21 protein-coding genes are annotated in these 22,668 nt (G+C 62.6%); 8 read left to right on the top strand and 13 right to left on the bottom strand.

Annotation, left to right across the window (positions count from 1 at the left end; genetic code table 11):
* Positions 1-65 precede the first annotated feature (65 nt).
* On the top strand, positions 66-242 hold the full coding sequence (gene hemP / locus FQV27_RS10875) for a hemin uptake protein HemP (protein ID WP_147098331.1): 177 nt from the start codon (positions 66-68) through the stop codon (positions 240-242).
* Between the two features lie 63 nt (positions 243-305).
* Here hemP and FQV27_RS10870 read toward each other — a convergent pair whose 3' ends face one another.
* Positions 306-1,631, bottom strand: coding sequence for a pseudouridine synthase (locus FQV27_RS10870; RefSeq protein ID WP_147098329.1), 1,326 nt, complete (start codon positions 1,629-1,631; stop codon positions 306-308).
* A gap of 110 nt (positions 1,632-1,741) precedes the next feature.
* Here FQV27_RS10870 and FQV27_RS10865 point away from each other — a divergent pair, with 110 nt between their 5' ends.
* Positions 1,742-2,194 (top strand): nucleoside deaminase, encoded by a 453-nt coding sequence (locus tag FQV27_RS10865; RefSeq protein ID WP_147098327.1) that lies wholly within the window; start codon positions 1,742-1,744, stop codon positions 2,192-2,194.
* Between the two features lie 50 nt (positions 2,195-2,244).
* On the opposite strand, the gene FQV27_RS10860 is transcribed toward FQV27_RS10865, so the two are convergent.
* A complete protein-coding gene (locus FQV27_RS10860; protein WP_147098967.1) occupies positions 2,245-4,443 on the bottom strand; it encodes a primosomal protein N' in 2,199 nt (732 codons plus the stop codon).
* 120 nt (positions 4,444-4,563) lie between these two features.
* On the opposite strand from FQV27_RS10860, the gene fsa reads away from it, so the two are divergent.
* The 3 genes from fsa to FQV27_RS10845 are packed head-to-tail and all read left to right on the top strand — an operon-like array spanning position 4,564 to position 6,835.
* Entirely contained in the window at positions 4,564-5,220 is a 657-nt protein-coding gene (gene fsa, locus FQV27_RS10855) for a fructose-6-phosphate aldolase (protein WP_147098325.1), read from the top strand.
* Complete coding sequence (locus tag FQV27_RS10850; RefSeq protein ID WP_147098322.1) at positions 5,217-5,909, top strand: DUF484 family protein; 693 nt, start codon at positions 5,217-5,219, stop codon at positions 5,907-5,909. Before fsa ends, FQV27_RS10850 begins: the two co-directional genes overlap by 4 nt.
* Positions 5,906-6,835 (top strand): tyrosine recombinase XerC, encoded by a 930-nt coding sequence (locus FQV27_RS10845; protein ID WP_147098319.1) that lies wholly within the window; start codon positions 5,906-5,908, stop codon positions 6,833-6,835. The genes FQV27_RS10850 and FQV27_RS10845 overlap by 4 nt, the downstream gene beginning before the upstream one ends.
* A gap of 26 nt (positions 6,836-6,861) precedes the next feature.
* Here the strand turns inward: FQV27_RS10845 and FQV27_RS10840 are convergent, their stop codons facing one another.
* Positions 6,862-7,293: an SRPBCC family protein gene (locus FQV27_RS10840; RefSeq protein WP_147098316.1), complete on the bottom strand. Its 432-nt coding sequence runs from the start codon at positions 7,291-7,293 to the stop codon at positions 6,862-6,864.
* Between the two features lie 165 nt (positions 7,294-7,458).
* On the opposite strand from FQV27_RS10840, the gene FQV27_RS10835 reads away from it, so the two are divergent.
* Together FQV27_RS10835 and FQV27_RS10830 are read left to right on the top strand one after the other, a co-directional pair.
* Positions 7,459-8,166 (top strand): CDP-alcohol phosphatidyltransferase family protein, encoded by a 708-nt coding sequence (locus FQV27_RS10835; protein WP_147098312.1) that lies wholly within the window; start codon positions 7,459-7,461, stop codon positions 8,164-8,166.
* A gap of 84 nt (positions 8,167-8,250) precedes the next feature.
* Positions 8,251-9,723 (top strand): ABC transporter substrate-binding protein, encoded by a 1,473-nt coding sequence (locus FQV27_RS10830; RefSeq protein WP_147098309.1) that lies wholly within the window; start codon positions 8,251-8,253, stop codon positions 9,721-9,723.
* A 137-nt stretch (positions 9,724-9,860) separates the two neighbouring features.
* On the opposite strand, the gene FQV27_RS10825 is transcribed toward FQV27_RS10830, so the two are convergent.
* The 4 genes from FQV27_RS10825 to uvrA form a co-directional block, all read right to left on the bottom strand.
* Complete coding sequence (locus tag FQV27_RS10825; RefSeq protein WP_147098305.1) at positions 9,861-10,790, bottom strand: lytic transglycosylase domain-containing protein; 930 nt, start codon at positions 10,788-10,790, stop codon at positions 9,861-9,863.
* Between the two features lie 102 nt (positions 10,791-10,892).
* Positions 10,893-11,804, bottom strand: coding sequence for a hypothetical protein (locus FQV27_RS10820; protein ID WP_147098300.1), 912 nt, complete (start codon positions 11,802-11,804; stop codon positions 10,893-10,895).
* A 139-nt stretch (positions 11,805-11,943) separates the two neighbouring features.
* A complete protein-coding gene (locus FQV27_RS10815) occupies positions 11,944-12,717 on the bottom strand; it encodes a L,D-transpeptidase (RefSeq protein ID WP_147098298.1) in 774 nt (257 codons plus the stop codon).
* Between the two features lie 170 nt (positions 12,718-12,887).
* A complete protein-coding gene (gene uvrA, locus FQV27_RS10810) occupies positions 12,888-15,755 on the bottom strand; it encodes an excinuclease ABC subunit UvrA (protein WP_147098296.1) in 2,868 nt (955 codons plus the stop codon).
* Positions 15,756-15,847: 92 nt separating this feature from the next.
* On the opposite strand from uvrA, the gene FQV27_RS10805 reads away from it, so the two are divergent.
* Entirely contained in the window at positions 15,848-16,198 is a 351-nt protein-coding gene (locus FQV27_RS10805) for a GFA family protein (RefSeq protein WP_147098294.1), read from the top strand.
* A 56-nt stretch (positions 16,199-16,254) separates the two neighbouring features.
* Here FQV27_RS10805 and lpdA read toward each other — a convergent pair whose 3' ends face one another.
* The 6 genes from lpdA to map form a co-directional block, all read right to left on the bottom strand.
* Complete coding sequence (gene lpdA / locus FQV27_RS10800; protein WP_147098292.1) at positions 16,255-17,646, bottom strand: dihydrolipoyl dehydrogenase; 1,392 nt, start codon at positions 17,644-17,646, stop codon at positions 16,255-16,257.
* 39 nt (positions 17,647-17,685) lie between these two features.
* Complete coding sequence (locus FQV27_RS10795) at positions 17,686-18,258, bottom strand: DUF924 family protein (protein ID WP_147098290.1); 573 nt, start codon at positions 18,256-18,258, stop codon at positions 17,686-17,688.
* 70 nt (positions 18,259-18,328) lie between these two features.
* The gene (locus tag FQV27_RS10790) at positions 18,329-19,657 is read right to left on the bottom strand and encodes an MFS transporter (protein WP_147098288.1); all 1,329 of its coding nucleotides are present in this window, start codon (positions 19,655-19,657) and stop codon (positions 18,329-18,331) included.
* On the bottom strand, positions 19,654-20,712 hold the full coding sequence (queA, locus tag FQV27_RS10785; protein WP_147098287.1) for a tRNA preQ1(34) S-adenosylmethionine ribosyltransferase-isomerase QueA: 1,059 nt from the start codon (positions 20,710-20,712) through the stop codon (positions 19,654-19,656). The genes FQV27_RS10790 and queA overlap by 4 nt, the downstream gene beginning before the upstream one ends.
* A gap of 257 nt (positions 20,713-20,969) precedes the next feature.
* Entirely contained in the window at positions 20,970-21,821 is an 852-nt protein-coding gene (locus tag FQV27_RS10780; protein WP_246133076.1) for a glucosamine kinase nucleotide-binding domain-containing protein, read from the bottom strand.
* A 2-nt stretch (positions 21,822-21,823) separates the two neighbouring features.
* Positions 21,824-22,627: a type I methionyl aminopeptidase gene (map, locus tag FQV27_RS10775; RefSeq protein ID WP_186827281.1), complete on the bottom strand. Its 804-nt coding sequence runs from the start codon at positions 22,625-22,627 to the stop codon at positions 21,824-21,826.
* Positions 22,628-22,668: the final 41 nt, after the last annotated feature.

Genomic DNA, 22,668 nt, shown 5'->3' with positions numbered 1-22,668 from the left:
AAAAACACTTTACAATTTTCATGGGCTGTCGCAGTCTGACCGCAGATTAGCAAAGAGGATCTGCCATGACCGCGACCCGCCCCGCAGAATTTGATCGCAGCGGCATTACTCCCGTCAACGGGCTGCCCGTCCACGAAGCTGAGGACCTGACGAAGGGTGGAAATCAGGCGCTGATCGCGTTGAACGATCAGGTCTATAACCTGCGCATCACGCGCGCAGGCAAGCTGATCCTGACGAAGTAGTCCAGTTCAGCGCCGGGGCCTCCCCCTTGCCCGGCGCTGACCGATGCTCGCGAAGACTGGGCCTTAGCTGCGCGGTTTTCGCGGGCCTTTTGCGCCCGGGCCGCCGGGCTTCCCGCCGCGCTGCCCCCCCGGCCGCGACGCATTCCCGTCACCAACACGCGACGGCCCGGAACGCGGGCCTTTCCGCTCGGGCCTATCAGCCTCGGAACCGCGACGCTTGGCAGAGAAACCCTGCTTTCCTTCACCGTCTCGTCGCTTCGAGAAGGGCTTGCGGTCACCGTCCTCGCGGCGAGCAAAGGGCTTACGGTCACCATCCTCGCGGCGAGCATAGGGCTTGCGTTCACCATCTTCGCGGCGAGCATAAGGCTTGCGGTCGCCATCCTCGCGGCGGGCGTAGGGTTTGCGGTCGCCGTCCTCACGACGGGCATAGGGCTTGCGGTCACCGTCCTCGCGGCGGACAACGGGTTTGCGGTCGCCGTCTTCACGACGGGCGTAGGGCTTGCGGTCACCATCCTCACGACGGGCAAAGGGCTTACGGTCGCCGTCCTCACGACGGGCGTAGGGTTTGCGGTCGCCGCGCGGCTTGTCGTCGGCACCGCGCGCGCGGAAGGGACGTTCTTTCTCTTCAGTTTCGCCGGTCAACAGGCCGCCCAGTTGGTCACGCATCGTGCGGCGTTTGACTTCGCGGACCTCGTTTTCCTCCATCCCGGTAAGTTTGAAAGGGCCGTAGCCGATGCGGATCAGCCGGTTCACCTGCAATCCGACATGCGCCATTGCGCGTCGGATCTCGCGGTTCTTCCCTTCGCGGATTCCGACGGTCAGCCAGGCATTCGCCCCCTGCTGACTGTCCAGCTTTATTTCCATTGGCGCGAAGTCCTCGCCGTCGATGGTGGCACCACGGCGCAAGGGCGCAAATGTCAGATCGTTGGGCTGGCCGTTCACCCGCACCCGATAGCGCCGCAGCCAGCCGGTTGCAGGAAGCTCCAGCCGCCGCTTCAGATCGCCGTCATTGGTCAGCAGCAGCAGACCTTCGGAGTTCAGATCCAGTCGCCCGACGGACATGACGCGCGGCAGATCGCGGGGCAATGCGTCGAAAACCGTCTGACGCCCCTTCTCGTCCGCTTCCGACGTCACGAGGCCGACCGGCTTGTAATAAAGCCAAAGCCGCGTTTCCTGCGGTTCCTCCAGCATCTTTCCATCGACCGTCACCTTGTCCGATGGCATCACGTCAAGCGCGGGGCTGTCGATCTTCTGACCATTCACCGTCACCCGGCCTTCAAGGATCATCCGCTCGGCATCGCGTCGCGATGCGACGCCTGCGCGCGCGATCACCTTGGCGATACGGTCGGCTGCTGCGGGCTTTTCGGGGGTGTTCTGTGCATCGGTCATAGCGATTCTCCTTGGCGCATCCCTGCGGCGAAAGCCCGGACCTTAGGCCGAAGAGGCCGCAAAGGAAAGAACTCTTGCAGCATTGCCGCGCGCAGGCCAGATACAACGCCATGACCGGCTTCATCTCGCATATGCCGCTGGCGCTTGCCGAAGCACGCGCTGCCGCGTCCCGCGGCGAAGTGCCTGTGGGCGCGGTGATTACCGACGCAGACGGCCAGATCATCGCCAGCGCCGGAAACCGGACGCGGGAACGGCACGATCCCACCGCACATGCCGAGATCGAGGTGATCCGCGCCGCCTGCGCCGCCGCAGGCAGCGAACGCCTGCCGGGCTATCGCCTGTGGGTCACGCTGGAGCCTTGCCCGATGTGCGCCGCCGCCATATCCGCCGCGCGCATTGCCACGCTTTATTACGGGGCCGACGATCCTCGCATGGGCGGCGTGCAGCACGGCGCGCGGGTCTTTGAACACCCGCAATGCCATCACCGCCCCGAAATCCACGACAATATCGCCGCTGCCGAGTCCACAGCACTCCTCAGGGCGTTTTTCCAGTCAAGGCGCTGACCGGCATCGCTTCCTGCCGAGTTGCGCCGACTGTGCTGCGCGCTGCCTATCTAAAGGAAACTCTGCGGATCAATATCGACCGATAGGCGCATGTTTGTGGGCAGTTTTACAGGATCGAGCCAGTCACTGATCGCCTTCTGTATGGCCGCCTGCCGCGGCGCGTGGATCAGCATGCGCATCCGGTGCCGCCCCCTGATCCGGGCAATTGGCGCAGGCGCCGGGCCGTAAAGCTCTGCCCCCGCCTCTCTGATCGGGTCCGCGCGGGCGGCAAGATCGCGGGCAAATGCGTTCAGGACCGCGGAATCGGGATGCGACATGATGATTCCTGCAAGTCGGCCAAAGGGTGGCATGCCGGCCGCACGACGCATCCCGGATTCTGCCTCCCAGAACCCCTCATCATCGCCCGACAGGATCGAGCGGATCACCGGGTGGTCAGGCTGGTGGGTCTGCAACAGCGCGAGGCCCGGCTCTGCCCCCGGTTGCCGGCCGGCGCGTCCGGCAACCTGCCGCATCAGCTGAAAGCTGCGCTCTGCGGCGCGCAGGTCCGCCCCTTGCAGACCAAGATCGGCATCAATCACGCCGACAAGGGTCAGGCGCGGAAAATTATGTCCCTTCGCGACAAGCTGTGTCCCGATGATGATTTCCGTATCGCCCTGCGCAATCTCTGCAATGGCCTGTTTCAGGGCGCGCGCCGAACCGAACAGATCCGACGAAAGCACAGTGGTCTTTGCATCCGGAAAGCGGATGGCAACTTCTTCTGCCAGGCGTTCCACGCCGGGGCCAACCGGGGCAAGCTTGCCTTCGACGCCGCAAGCCGGACACTCGGTCGGGATCGGGCGCGACTCGCCGCATTGGTGGCAGACGAGGCGGTTCTGGAAGCGATGCTCGACCATGCGGGCATCGCATTGCTGGCAGCCGATCTGTTCACCGCAGGCTCGACACACCGTCACCGGCGCATAGCCACGACGGTTCAGAAAAAGCAGCGACTGCTCACCCCGTGCGCGCCGCGTCTCGACGGCATGGGCGAGCGTAGGCGAAATCCAGCTTCCTCCCGGCATATCTTCGGCGCGCAGATCGACCGTCGCCATATCGGGCAGTTCCGCCTGTCCATAGCGCGAGCGCAGATCGAGCCTTTGATATTTGCCGCTTGCGGCATTGACCCAGCTTTCCAGCGACGGCGTGGCCGATGCAAGCACCACCTGTGCCGAGGCCGTGTGGCCGCGCAAAACCGCCATGTCCCTTGCCGAGTAATAGACCGTATCTTCTTGTTTGTAGGACGAATCATGCTCTTCATCGACGACGATCAGTCCCAGATCGCGGAATGGAAGGAACAAGGCGGATCTCGCGCCGACGACCAAACCCACATCGCCAGAGCCTGACATATGCCACAACCGGCGGCGTTCTGTCCGGCTGACACCGGAGTGCCATTCGCCGGGGCGCGCGCCGAAGCGCGCCTCGACCCGGTCGAGAAACGCTGCCGAAAGCGCAATTTCAGGCAACAGAACCAGCGCCTGACGCCCCGCACGCAGGCAGGCGGCGACCGCCTCCAGATAGACCTCGGTCTTGCCGGACCCCGTCACCCCGCGCAGCAGGGTCGTGCCATAGCTGCCCGCCGCGACGGCTGCTGAAAGGGCTTCTGCGGCAATCTCCTGATCGGGGGCGAGCGCCTTGCCGGGCAGTTCCGGGTCAAGGCGCGGATAAGGCAGGTCCTTCGGCGCGCTCATCTCGGCCAGCGTACCTGCCGCGACAAGACCCTTCACCACGCTGCTGCCGACCCCGGCCAGTTGTGCCAACTCTGACGGTGCGAAGCTCGCCCCGCCATGTTCGTCAATCACACGCATGACAGCCTGCCGCGCTTCTGTCATGCGCGATGGCTCTGGCCCCGCGCGCATGATGATGCGCCGCTCTGCCGGGGGCTTGTCCAGATCGGGCGCGCGCATGGCCATACGCAGCATCGTCGGCAAGGGGGTCAGCGTGTACTCGGCCGCCCTGCCAAGGAAATCGCGCAGCTCGGCCGACAACGGGGCAGCATCGACGGCCCGCGCGACAGGACGCAGCTTGGCCAGATCAAAACTGCCTTCGCCGCGGCCCCAGACGACGCCCATCACACGGCGCGGCCCAAGCGGGCAGACCACGATCTGCCCTTCCGCGACGCCGCCCTCGGGCGCGAGATAGTCCAGCAGCCCCACGGGTTCGGTTGTCAGGACGCCGATCCGCGCACCTTGTTGATAGAAACTCACGTCGTCCAGCCTGCTTTCAGCGAAGTCCCGCAGACTTGGCCTGCCGGGACCTGAAAAACAAGCGCCACCCGCTTTCGGCGCATCGGGCAATGCGCTATCACAGGGTCGAACGCATCTGAGGAGAGCGCCATGAAATTCTTCGTCGATACCGCCGATGTCGCGGCCATCAAGGAGCTGAACGATCTGGGTATGGTCGACGGCGTGACCACCAATCCGTCGCTGATCCTGAAATCCGGTCGGGACATCACCGAAGTCACCAAGGAAATCTGTGACATGGTCGAAGGGCCTGTCTCGGCCGAGGTCGTCGCCGAAAAGGCCGATGACATGATCCGCGAAGGCCGCATTCTGGCAGAGATCGCCCCCAATATCGCCATCAAGGTGCCACTGACATGGGACGGGCTGAAAGCCTGCCGCGTCTTTGCGGACGAGGGCCGGATGGTGAACGTGACGCTGTGCTTCTCGCCCGCGCAGGCGATTCTGGCGGCGAAGGCAGGTGCGACCTTTATCAGCCCCTTCATCGGGCGGCTGGACGACATCCATCTGGACGGCATGGACCTGATCGCCGATATCCGCGACATCTACGACAATTACGGCTACGACACGCAGATCCTGGCCGCCTCGATCCGCTCTGTGAACCATATCGTCGAGGCTGCGAAGATCGGTGCAGATGTCATCACCGCGCCGCCCTCGGTCATCAAGTCGATGGCAACCCATCCGCTGACAGACAAAGGGCTGGAACAGTTCAACAAGGACTGGGCTGCCACCGGCCAGAAGATCGGGAAATGACAGATCAGGCGCTGACAGCCGAACAGCGGCAGGCGCTGTTGGATGACCCCAGTTCGATCCTGATGGACCGGGACCTGATGCGCGCCATTGTCGGCGCGCACGAGGAGGGCGTCGGCGCCAATGTGATCGACATACGCGGTCGCGCGATGACGGCGCTGGAGGCGCGGCTCGACCGGCTGGAATCGGCGCATGAGCATGTGATCTCTGCGGCGTATGAAAACCAGTCGGGGATGAACACGGTTCATCGCGCCGTTCTGTCCCTTCTGGAGCCGCTGGATTTCGACGGGTTTCTGGACAACCTGCAAGGCGATCTCGCCGATATCCTGCGCGTCGATACACTGGTTCTGGTCATGGAAACCGGGACCAAGGAAGGTGCACCGGAACTTGGCGGCCCGCTGACCATGGTTCCTGCGGGAACCGTCGCGCGCGCCATTGCGGGCGGGCGACGCGGGCAACCATCAGGAGAGGTCATTCTTCGGCGCGTTGCGTCTGCGACGGCGGCGCTGCATGGCGGGACCGCGGTGTCCGAGGCATTGATACCGCTTGATCTCGGGCCGAACCGGATGCCTGCGCTGCTGCTGATGGGGTCGGACGAGCCCGGCCGCTTCAGCGCCGCGCAGGGCACCGATCTTCTGCGCTTCTTCGGGCAGGCCTTCCGCCTGATCCTGATGCGCTGGCTGGACGAATGAGCCCGCCGCTGGCGCTGACGCCCGCAATGGCGGACGCGCTGGCGCAATGGCTTCAGGGCGAGGCAGCGGTCCGTGACCGCTCGCCCCACACGATAACAGCTTATCGCGACGACACCTTGGCGTTCCTGTCCTTCCTTGGCGGACATTGGGCAGAAGGCGCCACGCCGAAATCCCTTGCAGCGTTGCGACAGACAGATATGCGCGCCTTCGCCGCGTCCGAACGCGCGCGCGGATTGTCGGCACGCTCGCTCGCGCGTCGATTGTCAGCGACCCGCAGCTTCCTGCGCTGGATTTCAGATCGCGAGGGATATGACCTGTCTGCCGCGCTTTCGGCGCGCGGCCCTAAATATCAGCGCTCGCTTCCCCGGCCCCTCGCGCCGGATCAGGCGCGCGAGCTTCTGGAACATGCCGGCCAGCATCACCCGGAGCCGTGGATTGCATCCCGCGACATGGCTGTGCTGACATTGCTTTACGGCTGTGGCCTGCGGATATCAGAGGCCCTCGGTCTGACCGGCGCCGATTGGCCCTTGCGCGAAGCGCTGACCATCCGCGGCAAGGGCGGACGCGAGCGCATGGTGCCCGTCCTGCCCGTCGCCCACAAGGCGATTGCCGAATACCTGCGCCTCTGCCCTTATCCATTGGAACCCGAAGGCCCGCTGTTTCGGGGTGCGCGCGGCGGGCCTTTGCGCGCGGGCGTTCTTGAAAGCGCCGTGGCGCGGATGCGCCAGTCGCTCGGTCTGCCGCCGACGGCGACACCACATGCCCTGCGCCACAGCTTTGCAACGCATCTTCTGTCCGCGGGCGGCGACCTGCGCACCATACAGGAGTTGCTGGGCCACGCGAGCCTCGCGACGACGCAGGTCTATACCGGCGTTGACGATGCCCGGCTGATGGAGGTCTATCGCAAGGCCCATCCGAGACGCTGACGTCACCGATCCGGCATCGCCTTGCGTCAGGCGTCGCGTCCGGAAACTTTCGCTTCGGTGTGGCGGGCAAAATTGTCCAGAATGGCCTGCCAGCCGTCCCGCTGCATCTCGATCGGGTGAGTATCTTCCGCATCGAAGGCCACGCGCACCGTCACCCCGCCATTGCCTGGAACGAAATCAACCTGCGCGTGCCGGCCGCCGAATTCATACTCAATCTCGCTCTCGGGTCGAACCTTGGTATAGGTGCCAGCGAAGTCGAACCCCATTGAGCCGTCCTTTGCCTCCATACGGGACGAAAATGCGCCGCCTTCGCGTAGATCGACCTCTGCGCGCGTGGTGTGCCAGTCATCCGATGCCGCGTTCCACTGCGTAATATCTTCGGGCGTCACATAGGCGTGCCAGACATCGCCCAGGGGGGCCGCAACAAAGGTTTCGACAGTGATCTTTTCGTTCGCCAAATCCGCTCTCCCAGCCAGTGCCAGCGGCGGCGAATCTGCGGTGTTCGGTTGGCCAAGTCAATGACCGCGTGGGCTTATGGATGGGCTCAAAGATAGCGGCGACAGGCGGCGCCGCGAAATTTCATTCGGCTTGCGCGACGCTATGCGGGATGCGACAACGCCGGGATGGATATCCGCCTGAAAGCCCTCTCCGTCCACCTTCTGACCGCCACGGGTGCCGTGTTTTCGATGCTCGCCATGCTTGCGGCGGTGGAAGAGCGGTGGTCGCTCATGTTTTTCTGGCTGATCGTGGCGCTTGTCGTTGACGGGGTCGACGGACCCATGGCGCGGCGCTATCGCGTGAAGGAAAACTGGCCGCTTTACGATGGCGTCCTGATGGACCTGATTATCGACTTTCTGACTTATGTTTTCATCCCGGCCTTCGCATTGTTCGAATCCGGTCTGCTGCCCGGCTGGACGGGATGGTTTGCGATTATCGCGATAACCTACGGGTCGATTCTGTACTTCTCCGATACGCGCATGAAAACGCGTGACAATTCCTTCGCGGGCTTTCCCGCGTGCTGGAATATGGTGGTCCTTGTCCTGTTCGCGCTGAAGCCAAATTTCTGGCTGATCCTGTTGATCGTCGTGGTGCTGACGGTGGCCATGTTCACGAATGTGAAATTCATCCACCCTGTCAGAACAGAGCGCTGGCGCGCGATTTCGCTGCCGATGGCGATGGGCTGGGTGGCCTGCGGGATCTGGGCGATTCTGGTCGATTTCCACCCGTCAAGCTGGGCAAATTGGGGCCTTGTCGTCACCAGCGTTTGGCTTATCACCGCGGGCGGTCTTCAGCAGCTGACCGAGCGTGCCGAAGACGAGCACAAGGTGTGAACCCGCCCTGTCGCGACGATAACCCTTGATCGGACGCGAGATGCTTCCATTATGGCGTGCGAACGTCACCTTTGGGGGAATTTAATGTTCCATCGCTGGACTATCACCGCATCCGTGCTGGCCTTGCTGGCCACGCCGGCGCTTGCCGCGCAGGACACAATCACACTCGGCATGGTGCTGGAGCCGCCGAGCCTTGACCCGACCGGCAACGCCGCGGCCGCAATCGACGAGATTGTCTATTCCAACATCTTTGAGGGCCTCACGAAATTTGGCCCGGATGGCGAGATTCTGCCGGCGCTTGCCGAAAGCTGGGATGTGGCCGAGGATGGCAAGACATACACTTTCCACCTGCACGACGGTGTGACCTTCCACGACGGCGCAGAGTTCAATGCCGATGACGTGGTATTTTCGCTTGATCGCGCGCGGGCGGCGGATTCGACAAATGCGCAGAAGGCTTTGTTCGAAAACATCGCCTCGGTCGAAGCTGTGGACCCGTCAACGGTCAAGATCGCGCTGAACGATCCGGATGGAATGTTCCCCTTCAAGCTTGCTTGGGGCGATGCCGTCATGCTGGACGAGGCATCGGTCGCGGATGAGGCGACGCATCCGGTCGGCACGGGACCGTTCATGTTCGGCGAATGGAAGCAGGGCGACTCGATCCGCCTTGACGCGTTCGACGGTTATTGGGGCGATAAGCCGGCGCTCCGGACCGCGACGTTCCGCTTTATCGGCGATCCGACTGCCGCATTTGCCGCGATGATGGCGGGCGATGTGGACGCCTTCCCGATCTATCCATCCCCCGAGACGCTGGCCCAGCTGGAAGCTGATCCTCGCTTCAAGGTCATTGTCGGCACGACCGAGGGCGAGACGATCCTGACCATGAACAAGGCCGTGCCGCCCCTTGATAACGTCAAGGTCCGCGAGGCGATCGCCCATGCGATCAACCGGCAGGAACTGATCGACGGTGCAATGTTCGGCTATGGCACACCCATCGGCACCCATTTCGCGCCGCATCATCCCGACTATGTCGATCTCACCGAAAAGTCGAATTATGACCCGGAAAAGGCCAAAGCGCTTCTGGCCGAAGCCGGCGTCGAGAACCTGAAGCTGCGTCTCGCTCTGCCGCCCACGCCCTATGCGCGTCGCGGCGGCGAGTTGCTGGCCGCCCAGTTGCGCGCCGTGGGCATCGAGACAGAGGCGACCAATATGGAATGGGCGCAATGGCTGGAGACGGTCTATAAGGGCAAGGATTACGACCTGACCATCATCAGCCATGTGGAGCCGATGGATATCGGCATCTACACGCGCGATGATTACTATTTCAATTACAACAACGAAGACCTGAAGCAGGTCATGGCCGAGGTGAACACCACGACCGACGATTCCCGCCGGTCAGAACTGCTGAAGCAGGCACAGACGATCATCGCTGATGATTTCGCCAACGCCTATCTGTTTCAGCTCGCCAAGACCGGCGTGGCCAACGCCAAGATCGAAGGGTTGTGGGAAAACGCGCCCACTCCGGCGAATGACCTGTCGAAAGTGCATTGGACCGAGTGAACAGAGCAAACCGAGTGAAAAGAGGCCCGTGAAACGGGCCTCTGTCTTCCGGCGAACGCCTGCGCACCGCAGCTTGAAGCGAAGCATTAGGGCCACCGTTCCAGACCGCGCCGAGAGACGTGCATGAACTTGGTGTATCAGTTCTTCAGCACAATGCAGTTCACACCGACCGTGCGGGCTCGCTGGCAGAAGCGGTTCGCCTCGCCCCGCGAATTCCAGCCGATCTGCGCGGTATAGACGCGCGGCGCGCCCTTGCGCAGCGTTCGCCTGACATAGCTGACACGCTTGCCGTTCAGGATAGGGCCAAGCGCGCGATTGAACCGGTTTGCCTGGCTTTGTGCGCCGGCGCGCGTGCGGTGCGACGCCAGAATGACGCCCCATGGCAGAACCGGATCGCTCGCATGAGAGGGCGCGAATTCGCGAAGGCTGCGGTTCCCGGCTAGGGTGGTGCAGGCATCGAGAAATGGCGTGTCACCATCAAGGCGCAGATCTATCTTGTCCGGCTTCGGCGGATCGTCGCGCCAGCGCCATGCATTGAACCCCGTAATCGCCTCGACATAATCCTGCGTCTCGTAAGGCAATGTTCCGCCGTCGCGCAGAAAACGCGCGGCGCGGTTCTCGCCGCCATTATAAGCAACAGCCGCCAGTCCGATGGAGCCATAGAAATCGCGAAGGCGACGAAGATAGTTCGCCGACACCTGAATCGCTTCGGCGGGGTTATAGGGATCGTGCAGACCGACGATTCGCGCGGTGCTGGGAATAAACTGCGCAATCCCCTCTGCGCCTGCATGGGAAACGGCGCTCGGCTCGAACCGGCTCTCTTTCCAGATCAACCGGGCAAGGAAATTCTTGTCCAGACCTTCGCGGGCGGCCGCACGCTCAATGGTGCGGCAGACATCGGCGACATAGGTCTGCAGGCGGATGCAATAGAGGCCGTCGGCTGTGCAGCGACTGTCCTTGTGTTCAACCACCGGCGCACGTCCGTCAACCGCGTCAACGGCAGGGCGCGCGTCAGCGGCACCCGCTGCCAGCGCAAAAGCCGTAATAGCTGCAATTACACGGCGCATCTCACGTCCACCCGCACCAACCCGATCGCTTTCCGATTAGCAAAACGGCGCGGAAGTGGAAACCGCGCCGGATGCAGAAGCCAATGATTTATGCGCGACGTCTCAGCCCAGATCGGCGGCGGCCTTGCGGGCCTGACGGGTCGTCTTGCGCGCTTTGCGCTGCGCCTTTCTGGCCTTCTCATCAGCGTTCTTCGCGACTTTCGCTGCTTTTTTCGTGCCACGCTTGTCAGCCGCGCGTGCTGCCTTATCTGCTTTCTTTCGCGCCTTCTCGGCCTTGACGGCACGGCGTTCGGCCTTTTCGGTCAGCTTCTGAACCAGCGCAGTATCAGCCTGCGCCGCCGCCAATGCGGGAGTCGCGACGCCAGCATCAGCGGGTGTAACCTGCGGTGCAGCGACCGGCGCCGCCTCATCACGCGTTTTGCTGCGGCGCGTGGTCCCCGCGCCGGGCTTGGATTGGAGCGTCTTTGCACTCGCCTTCGTCGGCGCGGCATCCGGTTTCGACGCAGGATTCGCGTCTGCCAGCCGGGCGGGTCTGCCAGGTGCTGGAACCGTGCGAGCGCCAGCGCCGCGGCGGTCACTCCCCTGCCCCGTGGACGTCGCGCGCGCACCGCGCGCAGGTTTCGCCGGACGCGCTGCGGGTTTGCGACGCGATCCAGTGGCCGCGACCGTCTTCGCTGTATTCGGCGATTTTTCCCGCTCTGCAGGGGCGGTTGCAGCCGCTTTTCCGTCCGGGTTTGGCAGCGGCTTCGGCTTGGTCGCGCCGCTTGCGCTGATTTTCAGCCCCCGGCGCCGTCTCTCGTTCGCAGCGCGCTTGAATGCGGCCTCCAGAAACTTCGTCCGTTCAGAGCTTTGGGCATCGGACGCCGCCTTGTCGCGTGCCGCGCCAATGTCTTCGCACAGGCGCAGCAGCGCCTCGTCCGAAAGAGTTGCGATCGCAGGTTTGCGTGACCGTGTCGCGAGGTCGAGTTCATCGCCCGACAGGACGCGGCGTTCTTCGGAAGCAAAGTTTGGCATGACCATCCCTGAGAGCTGCTATCCCATTAGTATCGCAAACCCGACCCATATGAAAAGCATGGCTTTTCGACAGGTCCCGGACAGCAAAAAGCCCCGGCCATTTACAGGCCGGGGCTCATATTCGAACCAGCTGGGTCGCTTAGCGGACGGCGCTTTCGACCGGGCTGGTTGCCGAAACCGGGGTGACTTCCGCAGTCGTCTGGTTCGCCGGCAATGCATAGCCTTCGGGCGATTCCACGACCGGGCCTTCATAGCGGACGCTTTCCGACTGGCTGCGCACGTGAACAGTCGTGCCGGTGGGCACACGGTCGAACAGGTCGATGATGTCCTGGTTGAACATGCGGATACAACCGGCCGAGGTCGCCTTGCCGATGGACGACGGGTCCAGCGTGCCGTGGATGCGGTAATAGGTATCGCGGCCATTCTGATAGAGATACAGCGCGCGCGAACCCAGCGGGTTATCCGGGCCGCCTGCCATGCCGCCTTTCAGCGGGCCGTAAAGTTCCGGCTGGCTGCTGACCATGTTCGAAGTGGGCGTCCAGCTGGGCCATGCGGCCTTGCGCGAGATGGTGCCGTTACCAGCGAAGTTCTTGCCTGCCGCGCCGACGGCCACGCCATAGCGTTCGGCCATGCCGCCCGCCTGCACATAGTAGAGAACGCGCGCGAAGGGATCGACCACGATGGTGCCGGCGGACTCTGGCCCGTTATACGGCACGGTCGTGCGCATCGTGCGTTCGTTCAGATATGCGGTCTTGACGGCCTTGATCTCAATCGGCTCGCCATTGGGGCCGGAATCGGTGCGGGCTTCATAATAAGTGGGGACGGTTTTCGTCGGGGCGTTAACGACAGGCTCGCTAGGGCCACAGGCGGCAAGCCCAAGAACCACCGCGAGTGCGACGGGGAGAATGCGCATTCTGACTTCCTTCCATTGCCACCGGGCAGCACCGGCGGCGCGTAAATACAGGCTGGGCGCAGCGCGCCCTGACTATCGGGCTATCGCCCTGACATGCAGGCAAACGCAAGCGTTCGGCCCGCAAGTTCCCATTGTTTTGAACGAAATGCGGCTTTCACGCCGCATCCGTGTCACTTTTGCCGCAGTACGCGCCTGGATCGTGGCGCAGGCAGCATTGGCGCCAGATAGCGGCCGGTATGGCTTTCGGCGACCTCGACCACATCCTCCGGCGTGCCGGTCGCCACGATCCGGCCACCGCCGTCACCGCCTTCGGGGCCGATGTCGATGATCCAGTCGGCGGTCTTGATGACATCGAGGTTATGTTCGATCACGACCACCGTATTGCCCTGATCGACAAGGTGATGCAGCACTTCCAGCAGCTTGCGCACATCTTCGAAATGCAGGCCCGTGGTTGGTTCATCAAGGATATACAGCGTCTTGCCGGTCGAAGCCCGCGCCAGTTCCTTGGCCAGTTTCACCCGCTGCGCCTCGCCGCCCGAAAGCGTCGTTGCCTGCTGCCCGACCTTCACATAGCCCAGCCCGACCTGCATCAGCGCATCCATCTTGCGCCGGATCGAGGGCACCGCCTTGAAGAACTCCTGCGCCTCTTCAATCGTCATATCCAGCACGTCAGCGATGGATTTGCCCTTGAACAGTACCTCGAGCGTTTCGCGGTTATAACGCTTGCCGTGGCACGTCTCGCACTGGACATAGACATCGGGCAGGAAGTGCATCTCGATCTTGATCAGCCCGTCGCCCTGACAGGCCTCGCAGCGTCCGCCCTTGACGTTGAAGCTGAACCGGCCCGGCTTATAGCCGCGCGCCTTCGATTCCGGCAGGTTGGCGAACCAGTCGCGGATATGGTCGTAAGCGCCGGTATAGGTCGCCGGGTTCGACCGCGGTGTGCGACCGATGGGCCGCTGGTCGATATCGATGACCTTATCGAGATTTTCCAACCCTTTGATCGTCTCGCATGGTGCTGGTGCCTGACGCGCACCGTTCAGCCGTTGCGAGGCGGTCTTGAACAGCGTTTCGATGGTCAGGGTGGACTTGCCACCGCCCGACACGCCCGCGACGCAGACGAAGCGCGCCAATGGGAATTCGGCGGTCACGTCCTTCAGGTTATTGCCCGTCGCGCCGACAACCGTCACGGATTTGCCGTTACCCTTGCGGCGTTCGGACGGCACCGCAATCTCTCGGATGCCTGACAGATACTGCCCGGTCAGGCTGGTCGGGTTGGCGGCGATCTCGTCCGGTGTCCCCTTGGCCACCACCGCCCCGCCGTGAACGCCTGCGCCCGGCCCCATGTCGAAGACGTAATCCGCATTGCGGATCGCATCCTCGTCATGTTCGACGACCAGAACCGAGTTGCCCTGATCGCGCAGACCTTTCAGCGTGCCGATCAGCCGGTCATTGTCGCGCTGATGCAGCCCGATGCTGGGTTCGTCCAGCACATAAAGCACCCCGGTCAGCCCGGACCCGATCTGGCTGGCCAGCCTGATCCGCTGGCTTTCGCCCCCTGACAGGGTGCCAGCAGCGCGGGATAGCGTCAGATAATCGAGGCCCACATTCACAAGGAATCCAAGCCTTTCGCGGATCTCCTTGAAGATCGCGACGGCGATTTCGTTCTTCTGTTTGGACAGGGTTTCAGGTGCGGACTTGATCCAATCCAGCGCCTCGTTGATGGATTTCTCGACCACTTGCCCGACATGGTGGTCGGCGATCTTCACGGACAGCGCTTCGGGCCGCAAGCGATAGCCGTTGCAGGCATGACAGGCGCGATTGTTCTGATACCGCTCCATCTCCTCGCGCACCCAGTTGCTGTCGCTTTCGCGCAACCGGCGCTGCATATTCGGGATGACACCTTCGAACTGGCGCGTGACTTCATAGACCCGGCCGGCATCGTCGAAGCGGAATTTGATCTCGTCCTTGCCAGAGCCATAGAGGAACAGCTTCTTAACACCGTCGGGCAGGTCGCGCCATGCGGTTTTCTTGTCAAAGCCGTAATGCTTTGCCAGCGCGTTGATCGTCTGGGTCAGATAGGCCGATTTCGACTTGGCCCAGGGCGCGATGGCACCGCCCGCGATGGAAAGCGCCTGATCGGGCACGACCAGATGTTCGTCGAAGAACAGTTCAACGCCCAGCCCGTCACATTCCGGGCAGGCCCCCATCGGCGCGTTAAAGGAAAACAGCCGCGGCTCGATTTCAGGCAGGGTAAAGCCGGACACCGGGCAGGCAAATTTCTCGCTGAACGTGATGCGCTCGGGGTCCCCGTCAGACGGCGCGGTTTCCAGAACGGCAATCCCGTCCGCCAGATCCAGCGCCGTGCGCAGCGAATCAGCAAGACGCGTTTCGATGCCCGGCGCTGTCACCAGACGGTCCACCACCACGTCGATGTCGTGGCGGAATTTCTTGTCGAGTTCGGGCGGCGTTTCCAACTCGTAAAACTCGCCATCGACCTTCACCCGCTGAAAACCCTGCTTGCGCAGTTCCAGAAACTCTTTCTTGTATTCACCCTTGCGGTCGCGAACGATGGGGGCCAGCAGATAGCCGCGCGTGCCTTCGGGCATGGCCATGATGCGGTCGACCATGTCCTGCACCTGCTGTGCCTCGATCGGCAGACCGGTCGCGGGGCTGTAGGGGGTGCCGATGCGGGCGAACAGCAGCCGCAGATAGTCGTAGATTTCCGTGACGGTGCCGACGGTTGAACGTGGGTTCTTGCTGGTCGTCTTCTGTTCAATCGAAATCGCAGGCGACAGCCCGCTGATATGGTCCACATCGGGCTTGCCCGCCATGTCCAGAAACTGGCGCGCATAGGCCGACAGACTTTCGACGTAACGCCGCTGCCCCTCGGCATAGATGGTGTCGAAGGCAAGGCTGGACTTGCCGGACCCGGAAAGGCCGGTAATCACCACAAGCTGATCGCGCGGGATGTCCATATCCACGTTTTTCAGATTGTGTTCGCGCGCTCCGCGCACTTCGATGAACTTCTGTTCCATGGACCTGCCCCTACGACGCAAGCGCATCAGATAATCATTGCGCCGGAATGCACAAGTTGCCAGAACATTAACAGAACAAATGGAGGAGTAAAATGGCTGTCGAACATTACAAGGGAAGCTGCCAATGCGGCGCCATCGCGTATGAGGCGGATCTGGATCTGGACCAGGTGAATATCTGCAACTGCTCGCGCTGCGGCAGGCTTGGCAGCGTCTGGAGCTTTGTGCCGGCAGAGGCCGTGAAGATGGTCAAGGACGGGCCGACAACTGAATATCTGTTCAACAAGCGCGCGATTTCACACCGTTTTTGCCCGACCTGCGGGATCGAGGCCTATGCCAAGGGTGAACGCGGTGGGCAGGAAATCTATGGCATCAACGTCAATTGCCTTGAAGGCGTCGACCCGCGCAGCCTGTCGCCGCAAAAGGTCGACGGCGCCAGTTTCTGAAACGAAAAAGGGCGGCGGGTTCCCCCACCGCCCTGACAGACTGACTGTCGCCAGCCCTAGAAGTGGATCGCGCGGCCGTAAGCCGACAGTACCGATTCGTGCATCATTTCCGAAAGCGTCGGATGCGCGAAGACGGTTTCCATAAGTTCCGCCTCGGTCGTTTCCAGCGTCTTGCCGACGACATAGCCCTGAATCAGCTCCGTCACCTCGGCGCCGATCATATGTGCGCCCAGCAACTCGCCGGTCTTGGCGTCGAAGACCGTCTTGATAAGGCCCTCGGGCTCGCCCAGTGCAATCGCCTTGCCGTTACCGATGAAGGGGAAGCGGCCAACCTTGATCTCATACCCCTGTTCCTTCGCCTTGGCTTCGGTCAGCCCGACCGAGGCCACTTGCGGGTTGCAATAGGTGCAGCCGGGGATCGAGGTCGGCTTGATCGGGTGCGGATGTCCGCCCGCGATCAGTTCGGCCACCATCACGCCTTCATGGCTGGCTTTGTGCGCCAGCCATGGTGCGCCCGCAACGTCGCCAATGGCAAACAGGCCTTCAACGCCGGTGCGGCAGAATTCATCGGTCACGACATGGGTGCGGTCGATCTTCACGCCCAGCTTTTCAAGGCCCAGATCCTCGACATTGCCGACGATCCCGACGGCCGAGATCACGGTATCGAATTCGACCTTCTCGGTCTTCCCGCCCGATTCGATCTCGGCAATCACCTTGTCGGCCTTGCGATCCAGCGACTTCACCGTCGCCTTTTCCATGATCTTCATGCCCTGCTTTTCGAATTGCTTCTTCGCAAGGCCGCTGATTTCGGCATCCTCGACCGGCAGAACGCGGTCCATCACTTCGACCACGGTGGTGTCTGCGCCAAGCGTGTTGAAGAAGCTGGCAAATTCGATGCCAATGGCGCCCGAGCCGATGACCAGCAGCTTTTTCGGCATATGCGGCGGCTTCAGCGCGTGCTTGTAGTTCCAGACGCGCTTTCCGTCGGCTTCCAGCCCCGGCAGGTTGCGCGCCCGCGCCCCGGTGGCAAGGATGATCGACTTCGCCGTCAGTTCCTCGGTCCCCTTGTCGGTCTTCACCGTAACCTTGCCGGGCGCGGGAATGGTGGCCGCGCCCATGATGACGGTGACCTTGTTCTTCTTCAGCAAGTGTCCGACACCGCCCGAAAGCTGCTTGGCCACGCCGCGCGAACGGTCCACGACCTTGTCCAGATCATAGTCGGCCTTTTCGACCGACAGGCCGAAATCCTTGGCGCGGTGCATCAGGTGAAACACCTCGGCCGACCGCAGCAGCGCCTTGGTCGGGATGCAGCCCCAGTTCAGGCAAATGCCGCCCAGATGTTCGCGTTCCACGCAGGCGACCTTCAGACCAAGCTGTGCGGCACGGATCGCGGCGACATAGCCGCCGGGGCCGGCACCGATCACGATCACATCGAAATTCTGCGCCATTTTTAACTCCTCGGCTAAGATAGTTCAGCGTTAAATCAATTACCCAGCGTCAGCAAGCGTGACACTGCCCTTGACCAATGCGGCATAACCGCCCGCCTCCAGCAGATTGCGCTCCTGCGGCGTTGTCTCGCGCCCGAGCGCTTCGTTTCGCCAGGGAAAGCGGCCGAACTGACGGATGGTATCGCGATGCAGCTTCGCATGCTGCAGGTTCTCGCCGGGCATGCGTTCCTGAAACAACGATACGGCGCGGTTCTGATCCCCCATATCCTCGGAATGTTCGAAGGGAAGGTAGAAGAACTGTCGCGCAGGTTCGGGTGTTGCCAGATCGTGCCCTTCGGCGATCGCGCGGTCAGCGATGCGCCGGGCAAGCTTGTCGGTGGCGAAGCTGCGCGCATCGCCACGGAACATGTTGCGCGGGAATTGATCCGACAGAATCAGCAAGGCAAGTGACGTCCGGGGGCCGTCGGGCCATTCGGAAACGAGGGTATCAATCCGCTCCCATGCTTCCGAAAAGCGGTCGCGGATCGTCTGGTCAAGATCGGGGCCGGGGTTGTACCAACCCTTTTCGCCCACCTCGTCCAGCCAGAACGAGGTTACGTCATCCGGCGTCATGATCGCTGCTCCCCCCACTTGCGCCCTTATGGTTGCAGCAGCGAGGCGCAGGTGCAAGCAGGTATCGTCGCTACTGAGGATTTGCGTGATCGACATCCTCGGGCGCGCCGGCCTCGTAATCGGCGGCGGCGAGGTCTTCGGTCGCGGGATGCTCTGGCTGTGCGGCGGCATCATCCTGCGCGGCCTCAAGCGCGGTTTCGACCGCGAGCGGGGTCGCGGCAGGGGTGATGACGGCGAAGTTGCCCATCGCCTCTGGCGCAAGTGCCACACGGCGCGTCATGCGCCACCCGGTATAGCCTGCAAGCGCCGACATCAGCAGGCCGATAAAGACCCAGAAAGCGCTCGCCCCGAAAACAGACATCATGCGCCCGACAATCAGCGGCCCGCCGATTGCCCCCAGCCCGTTCAGAAACAGCAACCCTGCCGAGGCCGCCGCCATGTCGTCAGCGTCCAGATAGTCGTTGGTATGTGCCAGCAGCAGCGCATAGACCGGGTTGGCAACGCCACCCGCAATTGCCGCCACGACCAGCGTGCCCCAGATGCCCGGGTCGATCGCCAGTTGAAAGGAAATCGCAGCGATCCCGAGGATCAGAAGCTGCAGCACAAGCACGCGCCGGTCCATGCGGTCCGACAGCCAGCCGATGGGAAACTGCGCGACCAGCCCGCCCAGATAGACGGCGGCGACGATGGCCGAGATGTCACGGACGCTCATCCCCTTGATTGTGCCCCAGACCGAGGTCATGCCGAGCAGCGCAGAAAACACACCGCCCATGACGAAGATGCCGATACAGCCAAGGGGCGAAACGTCGTAGAGCCGCTTGAAGCTCATGCGTTTCAGCGCCCCGAATGCCGGTGCCGGTTGCGCCGACAGCAGAATCGGCGTGAAGGCCAGCGAAACCAGCACGGACGGCACGATGAACAGCATGAAGCCGCCCGGATCGCCGAAGTTTATCAGGAACTGCGCGCTGACCAGACCGATCATCTGCACGATCATATAGGCCGACATGGCCTGGCCGCGATTCTCGTTCGTGGTCGAGGCGTTCAGCCAGCTTTCCGCCGTGATATAGACGCCCGAGAACGAGAAACCGATCAGCACCCGGAGCAACGCCCAGGCAAGCCAGTGCGGCACCGCGGCGTAAAGGATCAGCACCGCTGAAATGAGCGAGCCGAGCGCCGCAAACACCCGCACATGTCCGACCCGCTGGATCATTCCCGGCACAAGTCGGCTGCCCAGCAGGAACCCCGCAAAATAGCCGGACATGACAACTGCCATGTGATCTGTCGAAATCTTTTCGTATCCGCCCCGGATCCCCAGCAGCGTGCCCTGCATCCCGTTGCCGACCAGCAGCAGCATCACGCCCAGAAGCAGCGGCCATGTGGTGCGAAGAACCGTAATCATTCGTCTCTCTCGGGGATCAGCAGCGACGCATCGCCATAGGAAAAGAAGCGGTAGCCGCCTTGGACAGCATGGTCATAGATCTCGCGGATGCGGTCCTGTCCCATCAGCGCCGAAACCAGCATAAGCAGCGTCGATTTCGGCAAATGGAAGTTGGTCATCAGCGCATCGGCCACGCGGAAGCGGTAACCAGGATAGATGAAAATGTCGGTGGCGGCCGCGAATGGGCGAAGGGTGCCATCCGGCTGCGCCGCCGATTCGATCAGCCGCAGCGCCGTGGTGCCGACAGGGATCACGCGGCCTCCGCCAGCCTTGGCATCGTTTATCAGCGAAGCAGCCTCTGGTGTGATTTCGCCCCATTCCGCGTGCATCTTGTGGGTTGTCACGTCGTCAACCTTGACCGGAAGGAAGGTACCCGCCCCGACATGCAGGGTCACATGCGCGAAACGCACGCCTCGCTCGCGCAGCTTCGCAAGCAGGTCCTCATCGAAATGCAGGCTGGCCGTCGGCGCTGCGACCGCACCGGACTTGCGCGCCCAGACTGTCTGATAGTCAGTGCGGTCTGACGCGTCAGGCACGCGCTGCGCAGCGATATAGGGGGGCAAGGGCATCGCCCCTACCTGGTCGAGCGCAGCATCAAGTGCATCGCCCTCGGCATCGAATTCCAGCACCAGATCTGTCTCGGACATTTCGGCGACGCGCGCGGACAGCGCATCGCCGAAGCGAATGATCTCGCCGGACTTGAGCTTCCGCAGCGGTTTCGCAAGCGCGCGCCACCCGGATGACGCGGGCTCAAGCAGCGTTATCTCGATCCGGGCCGAGACTGTTCCCTGCGCCGTCTCGCGCTGCCGATGACCGGTCAGCCGTGCCGGAATGACCTTGGTATCGTTCAGGACCAGAAGATCGCCCGGACGCAGGATTTCGGGCAGGTCGAACACATGCCGGTCTGCGATCCAGCCGCCTTGGGCGAGCAGCAAGCGCGCTGCGCTGCGTGGCTTGGCGGGCCGCGTCGCTATCAGCCCTTCGGGCAGGTCGAAATCGAAATCAGACAGCTTCATGCCGGGCTTCTCTGCCCGCAAAAGCGGCAGGTCAAGCCCCCGATATGATCCTCGCGCAGATGTAAGGCAGGATCGTGCCGCAGCGTCCCGAAGCAACCAAACTGGAAAAGGGGTTCCGGCGACCATGCCAGAACCCCTTCGCCCCCGCGCACCCCAGAGTCACCGCGCGAAATCCTATGGTCCTGACCTTCTGGTCACTCGCCTGATCTATGCTGAAACCTCGATTCGAGGCAACTGCGAAGCACCGCGCATTTTAGTCAAAACTCAGCTCTCGCTCTGCTTCCGTCCGCGGCCCAGGTTCGCGCCATGCGCAAGGCCCCGTCCAGCGGATTGCCAAGTGGCTCGCGCTGCGGCCAGCGGCCTTTCAGCAACGCGGCATAAACGGTGCCCAGACCGCCGGTGAAGGTGACAGGCAGCAACTCATCCTTCTGGATGGCAGCAATCGAAACCGCCACAAGCTCTGCCGCCTCGGACAGGACCCGGATGGCGACTGGATCATCTCGCGCCGCAAGAAGATGCGCGACTTCGGCCCCGAAATCCGACGCACGCGCATCGCGCGCGAAGGCAACGATGCCGTTGCGTCCGCCATGGCGGCTTTCGGTCTGGCGGGTCAGCACCGTCTGGCCGGTCAGGCCGTCGCCGGCGCGCAACACTTCGGACAGGAAGCGCCGGCCCAGCCAGTTCCCCGAACCCTCGTCGCCCAGGATCGGCCCCCAACCGCCTATCGTGGTAATCGCATCACCCAGCTTGCGAATAAAGATAGAGCCAGTCCCCATCGCCGCGACGATCCCGTCACTATCGCCGAGCGCGCCATATGCGGCGGTCATCGCATCCTGAACGACGCGGCTGCGTCCGAAGGGCAGCAATGGTGGCAACCAATCGCCCGCGCCGGACGTATTCACCCCGGCCAGCCCAAGAACCGCAGTCACGCCGGCGGGATCGCGCCCGGCCAGGGTCTCGGCGGCGCATTCGGTCAGGGCAGCGACAGCGCCGTCCCGATCAGACATGATATTGCAAGGCCCACCTGTTCCGCGACCGATGATCTGCCCGCTGTCATCGGTCAGGACGGCCCGACACCCTGTTCCGCCGCCATCGAGCCCGAGATACATGTTCAGCCAAGGTCCGGGAAGAATTTTCCTGCCGGCGAGAGCGTGAATATCTCTGCGCCATCTGAAGTGACGCCGATCGAATGTTCGAATTGCGCCGAAAGCGACTTGTCGCGCGTCACCGCCGTCCAGTCATCGGCGAGCACCTTGGTTTCGGGCCGACCGAGGTTTATCATCGGCTCAATGGTGAAGAACATGCCTTCTTCCAGCACCGGCCCTTTGCCCGGACGCCCGAAATGCAGCACGTTCGGCGGCGCATGGAACACACGCCCTAGGCCGTGACCGCAGAAATCCCGGACCACCGACATACGCTGCGCCTCGGCATATTCCTGGATAGCCCAACCGATATCGCCGAATGTCGCGCCCGGACGCACCGCCTCGATGCCCTTCATCAGTGCATCATGCGTCACCTGAATAAGACGCGCGGATTTGATCGAAGGTTTCCCGGCGACATACATCCGGCTGGTATCGCCGTACCATCCGTCAACGATCACGGTGACGTCGATATTGAGGATATCGCCATCCTTCAGCAGCTTGTCACCGGGGATGCCGTGGCAGACGACATGGTTGACGCTGATGCAGCTTGCATGCTGATACCCGCGATAGCCAATGGTGGCCGAGGTCGCGCCGGCATCCTCGACCCGCTGGCGGATAAAGTCATCAAGACTGCCCGTGGTGGCGCCGGGATGAACCAGATCACCCACCTCATCAAGGATCTGCGCCGCCAGCAGCCCGGCCTTGTGCATTCCGGCAAAATCGCCCGACTGGTGAATGCGAATGCCCTCGCGCGTCAAAGAACCGTCTTTCATCGCCAACCCTTTCTTTCGCCCCGACATAACCATGCCGGCAC

Source organism: Paracoccus aurantiacus, from assembly GCF_007993065.1.
Classification (GTDB): domain Bacteria; phylum Pseudomonadota; class Alphaproteobacteria; order Rhodobacterales; family Rhodobacteraceae; genus Paracoccus; species Paracoccus aurantiacus.
The sequence above is the reverse complement of the archived record's forward strand: the minus strand, read 5'-3'. Positions and strand labels throughout refer to the sequence as shown.